Annotated in this window: 10 protein-coding genes, 2 tRNA genes and 1 rRNA gene; 3 read left to right on the top strand and 10 right to left on the bottom strand. The window is 42.1% G+C overall.

Going from position 1 to position 11982, the window contains the following annotated elements:
- Positions 1 to 77 precede the first annotated feature (77 nt).
- On the top strand, positions 78 to 974 hold the full coding sequence (ilvY, locus tag FVA69_RS20180; RefSeq protein ID WP_004906122.1) for an HTH-type transcriptional activator IlvY: 897 nt from the start codon (positions 78 to 80) through the stop codon (positions 972 to 974).
- Here the strand turns inward: ilvY and ilvA are convergent.
- The 6 genes from ilvA to ilvL form a co-directional block, all read right to left on the bottom strand.
- Positions 966 to 2540: a threonine ammonia-lyase, biosynthetic gene (gene ilvA, locus FVA69_RS20185; RefSeq protein WP_164529254.1), complete on the bottom strand. Its 1575-nt coding sequence runs from the start codon at positions 2538 to 2540 to the stop codon at positions 966 to 968. The genes ilvY and ilvA overlap by 9 nt on opposite strands.
- A 2-nt stretch (positions 2541 to 2542) precedes the next feature.
- Positions 2543 to 4393, bottom strand: coding sequence for a dihydroxy-acid dehydratase (ilvD, locus tag FVA69_RS20190; RefSeq protein WP_123382184.1), 1851 nt, complete (start codon positions 4391 to 4393; stop codon positions 2543 to 2545).
- 67 nt (positions 4394 to 4460) lie between these two features.
- Positions 4461 to 5387, bottom strand: a complete 927-nt coding sequence (locus FVA69_RS20195) for a branched-chain amino acid transaminase (RefSeq protein ID WP_004907252.1) — start codon at positions 5385 to 5387, stop codon at positions 4461 to 4463.
- A gap of 11 nt (positions 5388 to 5398) precedes the next feature.
- A complete protein-coding gene (gene ilvM, locus FVA69_RS20200) occupies positions 5399 to 5668 on the bottom strand; it encodes an acetolactate synthase 2 small subunit (RefSeq protein WP_004907250.1) in 270 nt (89 codons plus the stop codon).
- A complete protein-coding gene (ilvG, locus tag FVA69_RS20205; RefSeq protein WP_164529255.1) occupies positions 5665 to 7311 on the bottom strand; it encodes an acetolactate synthase 2 catalytic subunit in 1647 nt (548 codons plus the stop codon). Before ilvG ends, ilvM begins: the two co-directional genes overlap by 4 nt.
- 132 nt (positions 7312 to 7443) lie before the next feature.
- Positions 7444 to 7545 (bottom strand): ilv operon leader peptide, encoded by a 102-nt coding sequence (gene ilvL, locus FVA69_RS20210; protein WP_071524553.1) that lies wholly within the window; start codon positions 7543 to 7545, stop codon positions 7444 to 7446.
- A 479-nt stretch (positions 7546 to 8024) separates the two neighbouring features.
- On the opposite strand from ilvL, the gene FVA69_RS20215 reads away from it, so the two are divergent.
- A complete protein-coding gene (locus FVA69_RS20215) occupies positions 8025 to 9551 on the top strand; it encodes a YifB family Mg chelatase-like AAA ATPase (RefSeq protein ID WP_164529256.1) in 1527 nt (508 codons plus the stop codon).
- 78 nt (positions 9552 to 9629) lie between these two features.
- Here the strand turns inward: FVA69_RS20215 and FVA69_RS20220 are convergent, their stop codons facing one another.
- Entirely contained in the window at positions 9630 to 9968 is a 339-nt protein-coding gene (locus tag FVA69_RS20220; protein ID WP_004907240.1) for a DUF413 domain-containing protein, read from the bottom strand.
- A gap of 112 nt (positions 9969 to 10080) precedes the next feature.
- Here FVA69_RS20220 and hdfR point away from each other — a divergent pair, with 112 nt between their 5' ends.
- The gene (gene hdfR, locus FVA69_RS20225) at positions 10081 to 10923 is read left to right on the top strand and encodes an HTH-type transcriptional regulator HdfR (RefSeq protein WP_164529257.1); all 843 of its coding nucleotides are present in this window, start codon (positions 10081 to 10083) and stop codon (positions 10921 to 10923) included.
- Positions 10924 to 11614: 691 nt separating this feature from the next.
- Here the strand turns inward: hdfR and FVA69_RS20230 are convergent.
- The 3 genes from FVA69_RS20230 to rrf all read right to left on the bottom strand — a co-directional run bounded on the left by FVA69_RS20230 (position 11615) and on the right by rrf (position 11950).
- Positions 11615 to 11690, bottom strand: a tRNA-Trp gene (locus tag FVA69_RS20230).
- Between the two features lie 8 nt (positions 11691 to 11698).
- Positions 11699 to 11775, bottom strand: a tRNA-Asp gene (locus FVA69_RS20235).
- A 59-nt stretch (positions 11776 to 11834) separates the two neighbouring features.
- Positions 11835 to 11950, bottom strand: a 5S ribosomal RNA gene (rrf, locus tag FVA69_RS20240).
- Positions 11951 to 11982: the final 32 nt, after the last annotated feature.

Here is an 11982-nt window from a genome sequence, read left to right on the forward strand (position 1 = left end):
CATTGCTTAAATTGATATATTAACAATACAATGTTGCAATATCTGCAACATCATTAATTATGTTATTAGAGGGCAAAATGGACATTCGTGATCTCAAGCTTTTTTTGCATTTAGCACAAAGTTGCCACTTCGGGCGCACATCTAAAGCGATGCATGTCAGCCCTTCCACATTGTCTCGCCAAATACAACGCCTCGAAGAACAGCTTGGTCATCCGCTATTTGTGCGCGATAACCGCTCAGTTAAATTGACCCAAGCAGGAGAGCACCTTAAGCAATTTGCCCAACAAACATTATTGCAATATCAACAACTACAACATGCTCTCAATCAGCAAAGCCCATCACTTAGTGGAGAACTGCATCTTTTTTGCTCAGTTACGGCAGCTTATAGTCATTTACCCGAAGTTTTAGACAAATTCCGTGCGCTACATCCACTAGTTGAAATTAAACTCACGACAGGTGACGCAGCTGATGCCGTTGAAAAAGTGGAAACTCATGAGGCTGATCTTGGTATTGCAGGGAAACCCGAGCGCTTACCCGATAATGTCCGTTTTGCAAAAATCGGCGAAATCCCTCTCGTTTTGATTGCCCCATCACTACCCTGTGCAGTACGAAGCATGGTAACAGAGGCTGAACCTGATTGGTCTACCGTCCCTTTTATCCTGCCTGAGCACGGCCCATCCCGTAAACGTATCGAGCTCTGGTTCCGTCGCCATAATATCAATAACCCTGTCATTTATGCGACGGTCTCAGGCCATGAAGCTATTGTATCAATGGTCGCTTTGGGGTGCGGTATCGCCTTAATTCCCAGTGTGGTTGTTGATAACAGCCCAGAACCCGTACGCAGCCGTATTTCACAGCTCGATAATATTTCAATGGTAGAACCTTTTGAGCTCGGCGTTTGCCTATTAAGCAAACGCCTGAGTGAACCATTAATTAAAGCGTTTTGGGAATTACTCCCAGACAATTCAATCTAAAGTTCTTTGGTTATCTTGTGGCGCTAAGAAAAAACGGAAAGAGGGGTTTCCTGTTTCATCATGATATTCATAACCTAGCGCATCAAGATGCCTATCAAAACGCACTTCTGGCCCAGCCAGTTCAAATGCCGCCAGCACACGTCCATAATCTGTACCATGGCTACGGTAATGAAATAACGTTATATTCCAATGAGTCCCTAGGGTTTCTAGGAATCTCAACAATGCACCTGGAGACTCTGGAAATTCAAAGCTATATAACCTTTCGTCTAATGGCTTTGATGGACGCCCACCAATCATATAACGCACATGAAGTTTTGCCATTTCATCATCTGATAAATCATCGACTTCATAGCCGTTACTTCTAAGCTCTTGGATAATCTCCGAGCGCTCGCCATCACGACCACTTAAACGCACCCCAACAAAAATACATGCGCGTTCAGGGTCCGCATCCGTATAGCGATAATTAAACTCCGTAATGGCTCGATGGCCTAATAACTGGCAAAAACGTAAGAAACTGCCTTTTTGCTCAGGAATGGTTACTGCGAGTAAAGCTTCTCGTTGTTCACCAATTTCACAGCGTTCAGAAACATAACGCAGCCCATGGAAATTCATATTCGCACCGGACAAAATATGCGCTAAACGTTCACCTTTAATGTTATGCTGCTGTACGTATTTTTTTAATCCGGCCAATGCTAAAGCGCCCGAAGGCTCTGCTATCGCGCGAACATCTTCAAAAATATCTTTCAATGCAGCACAAATGGAATCACTATCAACAGTGATAACATCGTCAACATACTGCTGGCACAACCTGAAGGTTTCATCTCCAATACGCTTTACTGCCACCCCTTCTGCGAATAGGCCAACACGTGGTAAATCAACAGGATGCCCAGCCTCTAACGCGGCTTTTAAACAAGCGGCATCTTCAGACTCCACACCAATGATTTTAATTTCAGGCATTAACTGCTTAATAATCACAGCAACGCCCGCAATTAACCCACCGCCTCCTACAGGAATAAAAATTCGATCTAAATGCACATCCTGTTGCAATAGCTCGAGAGCTATCGTAGCTTGCCCCGCAATCACTGAAGGGTGGTCAAAAGGTGGAACGAAGGTATAGCCATCCTCTGCGGCCATTGCAATGGCTTTCGCTTTCGCTTCATCAAAATTAGCGCCATGTAAAATAGCTTCACCACCAAAGCTTCGTACTGCATCCACTTTGATATCCGCTGTCGCAACTGGCATGACTATTTTTGCTTTCACACCAACACGATTTGCTGATAACGCAACGCCTTGAGCGTGGTTCCCCGCAGAAGCTGTCACCACACCTTTGCTTTTTTGCTCTTCGGTTAAACTCGCAATCATGGCGTAAGCCCCACGAAGCTTAAAGCTATGTACTGGCTGCCTATCTTCACGCTTGACTAAAATGGTATTCCCCAAGCGTGAAGATATTTTATCCATCTGTTGAAGAGGCGTTACTTGCGCAGCTTCATAAACCGGCGCACTCAGCGCCGCTTTTAAGTAATCTGCTCCGGTTGGGGCAACCGGTAATGGTTTTGCTGCTGCCACAATCAGCCCCCTAATTTCGACTTGTCACGAACAGCACCTTTGTCTGCACTCGTCGCCAATGAAGCATAAGCGCGCAGAGCAAAAGAAACCTCACGCTGACGATTACGCGGAGTATAAGCTTTATCGCCTCGAGCTAATTCCGCTTCACGGCGCTGACTCAATTCGCTTTCACTCACATCCAGCACCATCGTTCTTTTTGGAATATCGATATCAATAATATCGCCATCTTGAACTAATGCGAGTAAGCCACCACTCGCTGCTTCTGGTGAAATATGACCAATAGAAAGCCCTGAGCTACCGCCAGAGAAGCGACCATCTGTTATCAATGCACAGCTTTTGCCTAATCCCATTGATTTCAGGTATGAGGTTGGGTACAGCATTTCTTGCATGCCCGGCCCCCCCTTAGGCCCTTCATAGCGAATAACAACCACATCGCCTTCAACGACTTTGCCACCCAGAATAGCTTCTACTGCGTCATCTTGGCTTTCAAAGACTTTGGCAGGGCCACGGAATGTTAAACTGCCTTCATCAACTCCAGCGGTTTTAACAATACAGCCATCTTCTGCAATATTTCCAGACAGGACTGCCAGCCCCCCATCCAAACTATATGCATGCTCAATACTACGGATACACCCATTCTCACGGTCAGTATCCAATGACGGCCAGCGGCAATTTTGTGAAAAGGCTTTTGTCGTGCGGATACCGGCAGGGCCCGCGGAAAACATTGATTTAACGGCCTCATCCTTTGTTAACATCACATCATATTGCGCTAATGTTTCTTGGAAGCTCAGACCTAAAATATTCGTCACGTTTTCTTGCAATAAACCTGCACGGCTCAGTTCACCTAAAATACCGATGACACCACCAGCACGGTGAACATCTTCCATATGGTATTTTTGTGTACTCGGTGCAACCTTACACAAATGTGGGACTTTACGTGATAAACGGTCGATATCATCCATGGTGAAATCGATCTCTGCTTCTTGAGCTGCTGCAAGTAAATGCAGGACTGTGTTAGTTGAACCACCCATGGCAATATCCAACGTCATCGCATTTTCAAATGCAGATTTATTAGCGATATTGCGTGGTAACGCACTTTCATCATCTTGTTCGTAATAGCGTTTAGTTAATTCAACAATGCGCTTACCTGCATTGATAAATAAAGTTTCGCGGTCTGCGTGAGTCGCTAACAATGAGCCATTTCCTGGCTGAGATAACCCAAGCGCCTCAGTTAAGCAGTTCATTGAGTTTGCAGTAAACATTCCTGAGCAAGAGCCACACGTTGGGCATGCTGAACGTTCTATTTGCTCACTATCTGCATCACTCACATTAGGGTTAGCCCCTTGAATCATAGCATCAACTAAATCGAGCTTGATGATTTGATCTGAAAGCTTGGTTTTACCTGCTTCCATTGGACCGCCCGAAACAAAAATAACCGGAATATTCAGACGTAATGACGCCATCAACATGCCTGGGGTGATTTTATCGCAGTTTGAAATACACACCATGGCATCCGCACAGTGTGCGTTCACCATATATTCAACAGAATCCGCAATTAATTCACGGGAAGGTAAGGAATACAACATTCCGCCATGTCCCATGGCAATCCCATCATCAACAGCGATTGTATTAAACTCTTTCGCAACACCACCTGCATTTTCAATTTGCTCTGCAACTAATTTGCCTAAATCACGTAAATGTACGTGGCCTGGAACAAACTGTGTGAATGAGTTAACAACAGCAATAATGGGCTTTCCAAAATCAGCATCGGTCATGCCTGTTGCACGCCATAATGCACGAGCCCCAGCCATATTACGACCATGAGTTGTTGTTGCTGAACGGTACTTAGGCATATCTTTAACTCCCGTGTTTAAAACAGGCGGGGAACGTCCGCCTGTAACATCTATTTAAATTTAATTATTAAGGGTTTACTGGATCTAACCAGCCCCATTTATCTTCTGTTGTACCATCAAATAAGCCAAAGAATGCCTGCTGAATTTGCTTGGTTACTGGGCCACAACGGCCAATGCCAACTTGGATACCATCAACACTACGAACCGGAGTGATCTCTGCAGCGGTTCCTGTCATGAAGACTTCATCAGCAAGATAGAGAGATTCACGTGATAGTGTTTGCTCACGTACTTCGATACCCAAATCTTTTGCTAAAGTTAAAATTGCATCACGCGTAATACCTGGTAATGCAGATGATGTGAACGGAGGTGTATACAGGATGCCATCTTTCACCTCAAAAATATTTTCCCCAGCACCTTCGGAGAGATATCCGTGAACATCTAATGCAATACCTTCTTGGTAACCATGGCGACGAGCTTCGCTACCAACTAGTAGAGAAGATAAATAGTTGCCACCTGCTTTTGCCCCTGTAGGAATGGTGTTTGGTGCAACACGATTCCAAGAAGAGACCATCGCATCAATACCTTGGTCTAACGCTTCTTCACCTAAATACGCTCCCCATGGAAAAGCGGCTAAAATCACATCGGTGTTATAACCGTCTGGAGGGTTAACACCCATACCAACATCACCAATAAACACTAATGGACGAATATACGCACTGACTAAGTTATTTTTACGCAGAGTTGCACGACATGCTTCCATTAACTCTTCCACGCTGTAGCTGACAGGCATACGGTAAATTTTTGCTGAATCATGCAAACGTTGCATATGCTCACGGTGGCGGAAGACCACAGGACCTTTGTGCGAGTCATAACAACGGACACCTTCAAACACTGATGTACCATAGTGCAGAGCATGAGACATAACATGAACCTTTGCATCAGCCCATGGCGTCATTTCACCGTTAAACCAAATAAAGTCAGCTTTCTTAGTCATTTGTATATTCCTTACATTGCACTTTGTGTGCGTAATAGTCGTGATTCTTGTTGTAGTACTTCAACTTCTGTAATGTCCGAAAGCTTGGTTAACTGTGCACAAAGCTGGGTTAATGGCCTTTGACTACTTACAGTAAGTTCAATATTAACATTGTCGCCGTCTGTCGATTGTCCCATATTCATGGCATTAATACGAAATCCACGATGGCGAGTGACCCTTAATATACGCTCTAAAACCTCAGGACGGAAACGGGCCAATATCGAGATTTGGTGTTGCATCATAATGGTTTCTCCATCATTTTTTCATTACTAGCCCCAGGCGGAACCAACGGCCAGACGTTTTCTAGTTCATTAATTGATACCTGTAATAAATAGGCACCTTCGCTATTAAGTAATTCATCTAATGCCGCATTAACTTCCGACTTATCTGTGATCCGTTGGCCTTTAATACCAAACGCGCTGGCTAATGCCACAAAATCAGGGTTGTCTGTTAAAATAGTTTCGCTATAACGCTGTTCGAAAAACAGTTCTTGCCACTGGCGAACCATGCCTAAGCGCTGGTTATCGATTAAAAGAATTTTTACAGGAAGTTGCTTACGTTTGATGGTTCCCAGCTCTTGGACATTCATCATGAATGAGCCATCTCCTGATACACAAACAACCGTATCTTCAGGCCTAGCAACCTGTGCTCCAATTGCCGCAGGGATACCAAACCCCATGGTTCCAAGCCCACTTGAGGTTAAGAAATTTTCAGGGCCATCAACGGTGATATGTTGTGCTGACCACATTTGGTGTTGCCCTACATCGGTAGTAACAACCGTATTTGGCTGCATTTTATCCGACAGTTGTTTCAGTAACAGTGGTGCATAAATAGGCTCACCAGGATGGTCATAACGCCAACCGAATTCTTTTTTAAGTTGCTGAACTTCCTGCTGCCAAGGTGCTATTGATTTTTTAAGCATTAATTCAGGTAGTAATACTTTTGCATCACCATGCAACGCAACATGCGTTTGACGTAATTTGTCCAATTCTACGTGGTCTATATCGATATGAATCACTTTGGCGTTCGGTGCAAAAGTATTTAACTTACCTGTTACCCTATCATCAAAACGAGCACCAACAGCGATGAGTAAGTCACAGCGCTGCACAGAAATATTGGCCGCTTTAGTACCGTGCATACCTAACATGCCTAAATAGTTTTCATCTAAAGGGCTCACAGCACCAAGCCCTTTTAATGTTGCAACTGAAGGAATACCTGTAAACTCAATAAATTCGCGTAATTCTTTTACGGCACCTGACATTCCAACACCGCCACCAACGTACAACATAGGCTTTTCTGATTGTTCTAATAGCATTCTTGCCTGTTGGATTTCTGATAAAGGTGACGTGACTTCTTGCTCTACCGGCATTAAAAACGCAGACAACTCAGCGTGTTGTAGCTGAATATCTTTCGGAATATCAATCAGTACAGGGCCTGGTCGCCCACTATTTGCGATTGCGAAAGCCTCAGCAAGAATGCGAGGTAAATCCTCGATGTCTTCAACCAAAAAACTGTGCTTAGTACAAGCTAAAGATAACCCTAAGACATCGATTTCTTGAAAGGCATCGGTTCCGATAAATTCAGAAGCGACTTGACCGGTAATGGCGACAACAGGAACAGAGTCTAATAATGCATCCGCTAGCCCCGTGATAACATTTGTTGCGCCAGGCCCAGATGTTGCAATACACACCCCTGTCTTTCCTGTTGATCGTGCATAACCAATTGCCGCGATTACAGCTCCTTGCTCATGTCGACACAACAAATGCTCAACTCCACCATCATACAATGCGTCATAAACTGGCATAATTGCGCCACCAGGATACCCAAATACGGTATCAACTCCCTGTGTTCGCAATGCTTGAACTAACCATTGTGCTCCGTTCATGCTTTATCTCCTGTCTGTCTACTTTATCTATTTGTATTTGTTATGTTTTATTTAGTGTGCTTGCATCAATCAACATTTATGTCAAAAAAAACCCCGCGCCTTTCGGTGCGGGGTTCTCGTGAGATCTGGCTGTTATTTTAGCCTTCGTCGTCCAAGTGCAGCCCCGCACGGTGGGATAATAATCACCACCACGCTAATAATAATTAGGCTAACTGCTTGGATAAATGCGTTCATGTGTTTTACTTTTTCAATATTCTTAATCATCTATTATTTAGAGTTATCATTTTAAAGGCGTTTTGACAACTTTTATTTAATTTATTTATTTTCAAAACATTAAATTACTTTAAAATCATATAATAACAATGAAATTAGCATTATAAACTACTTAAATAGTCATTCCTCAGTAAAATTCAATAGAATACATAGCATAATCAGCTACATCATCCATATTAGTCATTTGGCACCATTAAAACTCACCCCACATAATTAATTACTTTTTCTTATGCATAACCAAGCTCGGCACAGTATCCTCGCTTCATAAAACTAACACAATCCCAGTTATAACCTAGCTTCGAAGCCACTCGTAGTAAATTGAAACAACTCAGTAACTAAGTAATTAAATTATCGATCGGCTTCGCAAACATGTTATCTATTCAAGATAAATCAAATTATTTTTAGCAGAATATTACTCTGTAAATAATATTGGAGGGCTCATGACATTAGCGATTGTTTACACTAGAGCATCAATTGGGTTAGAAGCACCTCTTGTTACTGTTGAAGCACATATTAGTAATGGGCTCCCAGGTTTAACACTCGTTGGGCTACCAGAAACGGCCGTAAAAGAAGCAAGAGATAGAGTTCGAAGCGCTCTACTAAATAGCGGATTTGAATATCCAGCTAAAAAAATGACGGTTAATTTAGCTCCAGCTGACTTACCAAAAGAAAGTGGTCGGTATGATCTTGCAATCGCGATTGCCATACTCGCATCATCAGGACAGCTCCCCCACGAGCCATTAAAACAGTATGAATTTTTAGGTGAACTTGCTTTATCTGGCGATGTTCGCTATGTCAGCAGTGCTATTCCTGCCGCCCAATCAGCATTAAAACAACAACGCTCCTTAATACTATCTATGGAGAATCAACATCAATTAGGCCTACTCCCAGATAATAGCGTTTATTTCGCAACATCCTTATTGGAGCTTTGTCATTTTTTACATAACAAAAAAACATTGCTTTGTAATCAACAAATTCACCAAGCACCTCTCTCAATCAAGCAAGAAGGTGATATTAACGATATCATTGGCCAAGAACATGGTAAACGAGCATTAGAAATCTGTGCCGCTGGTGGGCATAATTTACTCTTATTGGGTCCGCCAGGAACAGGAAAAACGATGTTAGCCAGTCGGCTAATGACTTTACTTCCCCCATTAACCTCTCAGGAAGCGTTAGAAGTTGCTTCATTACATAGCTTGAGTGAAAATACAAAAGAAGACATGAATTGGCCGATAAGGCCTTTTAGAGCGCCCCATCATAGCGCATCAATTGCAGCTTTAATTGGCGGTGGCTCTCTTCCCAAGCCTGGCGAGATCTCACTTGCACATCACGGTATTTTATTTTTAGATGAATTACCAGAATTTAGCCGCTCAGTACTCGATTCTTTACGAGAACCACTAGAATCCCGAAAAATTAGTATTTCTCGAGCAAAAGCAAAAGTTTGCTATCCCGCTAGTTTTCAGTTAGTTGCAGCTCTAAACCCTAGCCCAACAGGTCATTACCAAGGAGAAATGAGTCGTTCAACTCCTTCCCGTATCCTACGTTATCTTTCACGCATATCAGGGCCTTTTATTGACCGGTTTGATCTCTCTATAGAAATTCCATTGTTACCTCTCGGTTCATTGAGTAGCCAAACTAATCAAGGTGAAACAAGTGAACACGTCAGACAAAGAGTTATCGAAGCCAGAAATAGGCAACTTAGGCGAGCCGGAAAAATTAATAGTTTACTAACGCCAAGAGAAACCACACAATTTTGCCTACTTACCGCAAAAGATGCATTATTCTTAGAACATGCATTAAATAAGTTAGGTCTTTCCATCCGAGCTTGGCACAGAATATTAAGAGTTGCCAGAACAATAGCCGACCTTAATGCCGCAGAAACTATTGAGCGTTCTGATTTATTAGAAGCTCTAGGGTATCGAGCGATGGATAAGTTATTGCTTCATTTGCAAAAACAAGTAAGCTGAGAAGAATGGACAGATAACTACTTTATTATCTCGTAAAAATAAAGGGACCGTAGTCCCTCTTATCATACGATGATGATATTAATCATCTGTATCAGTGTAGTCTTCCGATGGATCTATCTGCGGTTTACCGCCAGATAAAGTATGGAAGCGTTTTGGACGGTTAATACGGCTAGAATATTTTGCCCAAACTTTTTCTTCTGGGGTAGCAGGTTCACGCTCACCACGGCATACAGCGACGAAAAGTTTTTCTTCTTCTGTTTGAGGTTCGCGTTTACCTATATCAAGCTCATTAAAAGCTTGGCCGAGACGTTCTAGCAACTGAGCTTCTTTGATGGTGAAATCACCATGACGAGAAAAGCCACGTGGGTAATGTTTATTATCAAAAAAACGATTAGTCGTGATGAAGCTATCTGCCATCTGACACACTCCTAACTTATTACAGTCAAACTCTATATGGCGCGGAGTATTAGACAGCATTGACAATCTGTAAAACAAAACATTTAAATCATCACGACAAAAATAATTGGAGATGCATGTGGACAGCGAGTTATTGAGAACTTTTTTAGAGGTCAGTAAGACTAGGCACTTCGGTAGAGCCGCAGAATCACTCTATTTAACACAATCAGCAGTTAGCTTTCGTATTAGACAATTAGAAACACAGCTAGGTACAAGCTTATTTACAAGGCATAGAAACAATATCCGGTTAACAGCCGCGGGAGAAAGGCTTGTTCCATATGCCGAATCGTTAATGAATACCTGGTTGCAAGCTAAAAAAGAAATATCTCATGCTTCACAACACACTGAGCTTTCTATTGGTGCAACAGCTTCACTTTGGGAAGGTTATCTAACTGACTGGGTAGAAGAACTTTATAATCAACATGATGAACTGCGACTCGAAGCTAGGGTTTCAACGCGCCAGTCTCTTGTTAAGCAACTACATTCTAGAGAATTAGACTTATTAATCGCAACTGAACCCCCAAAAATGGATGAGTTTGAAAGCACTATCATCGGTACGATTGATTTACAGCTTATGGCTTCCCAAAAAAATATTGCATTAACAAAATATAATTTTATAAAGCTAGAGTGGGGGGTTGATTTTCATCCCAAAAATGAACCATCACTAGCCCAAGATGATACACCCGTAATGATCACGACCTCTGCCCATATTACCCGCCAATTACTTCCTGTATCGCTTTCAGCGGCATTTTTACCTGCTCATTGGGTATATCAATATCCAGGCCTAAAAACGCTCTCAGAAACCTCAATAAACAAACCTTTGTATGCAGTCTGGCTCCAAAAAAACGATCAGCAAGCTCTTATCAATCAACTGATTAAAACGCCAATAAAAAATGCACAGTTAAGTGAACAATAAAAGAAGAAGGTGAGTAACAGAATTCACTCACCTTCCTACTACTTTATAAACAAACTATGTTCCACTGCACAATGTTCTTAATTGATGCTTCTTTTTATCTTTTAATAAGATATACCAATCACGAATAACTCATCGGCATTTATTTATACAATATAAACAAAATGATTTTTTGAGATTAATAAAGCTAAACCAGCAATTCTCGGTATACGACATTTATCTAAATTAAAGATTGAGCACATTAAAATACCTTTCAACCCACAAATACTATTGAAAAACATAAAGTAGCAAGTAACAACTTACTCATTAGGTGAAAATGCATATAAGCTGATAAAAATAAAAGAGAAGGTAGTTTGGAGGGAAATTAGGTAATATCATCAATACATTTGAGTGGTAAATGTAATTAAAAGGTATAAACAGTAAGTAATAACTCGCCTATTTTTAGTATTAATAAAGAACATCAAAAGATTGGATGAGAGAAAAATAAATCAGGGAGCTTATTTCTTGCATTTAAAGTGATGAATACAATTGAAGTATATAAAACAGTGGGATAGTAGATTAGCTAAGATCAAATGAAAATTAGCAAATAGGGGAAAAGTAACTCTATATTTGCTATTAGATAAATAAAGAAAAACCCGATTAAGCTAATCGGGTTATCAATAGATACTTCTTTTATTATTACTTAATTGGTAACTGGCAGGGGCGGAGAGACTCGAACTCCCAACACCCGGTTTTGGAGACCGGTGCTCTACCAATTGAACTACGCCCCTAAATTAAGTGGCGGAACGGACGGGACTCGAACCCGCGACCCCCTGCGTGACAGGCAGGTATTCTAACCAACTGAACTACCGCTCCACTTATTCTTTTGCCTTTCGGCTGTTTACCGCTAATTGAGCAATAAACCTTTAATTAATGTCTGGCAGTTCCCTACTCTCACATGGGGAGACCCCACACTACCATCGGCGCTACGGCGTTTCACTGCTGAGTTCGGCATGGGGTCAGGTGGGACCACCGCGCTATTGCCGCCAGACAAATTCTGTGTGTTCCCGTTTAATCTCACTT

The organism is Providencia sp. PROV004 (assembly GCF_011045615.1).
Lineage (GTDB): Bacteria > Pseudomonadota > Gammaproteobacteria > Enterobacterales > Enterobacteriaceae > Providencia > Providencia rettgeri.

What these genes read in the sequence shown, in the direction of transcription:
- ilvY (WP_004906122.1), top strand. Translation starts at nt 78, where the DNA reads ATGGACATTCGTGATCTCAAGCTTTTTTTGCATTTAGCACAAAGTTGC.
- ilvD (WP_123382184.1), bottom strand. Translation starts at nt 4,393, where the DNA reads ATGCCTAAGTACCGTTCAGCAACAACAACTCATGGTCGTAATATGGCT.
- FVA69_RS20195 (WP_004907252.1), bottom strand. Translation starts at nt 5,387, where the DNA reads ATGACTAAGAAAGCTGACTTTATTTGGTTTAACGGTGAAATGACGCCA.
- ilvM (WP_004907250.1), bottom strand. Translation starts at nt 5,668, where the DNA reads ATGATGCAACACCAAATCTCGATATTGGCCCGTTTCCGTCCTGAGGTT.
- ilvG (WP_164529255.1), bottom strand. Translation starts at nt 7,311, where the DNA reads ATGAACGGAGCACAATGGTTAGTTCAAGCATTGCGAACACAGGGAGTT.
- ilvL (WP_071524553.1), bottom strand. Translation starts at nt 7,545, where the DNA reads ATGAACGCATTTATCCAAGCAGTTAGCCTAATTATTATTAGCGTGGTG.
- FVA69_RS20215 (WP_164529256.1), top strand. Translation starts at nt 8,025, where the DNA reads ATGACATTAGCGATTGTTTACACTAGAGCATCAATTGGGTTAGAAGCA.
- FVA69_RS20220 (WP_004907240.1), bottom strand. Translation starts at nt 9,968, where the DNA reads ATGGCAGATAGCTTCATCACGACTAATCGTTTTTTTGATAATAAACAT.
- hdfR (WP_164529257.1), top strand. Translation starts at nt 10,081, where the DNA reads ATGCATGTGGACAGCGAGTTATTGAGAACTTTTTTAGAGGTCAGTAAG.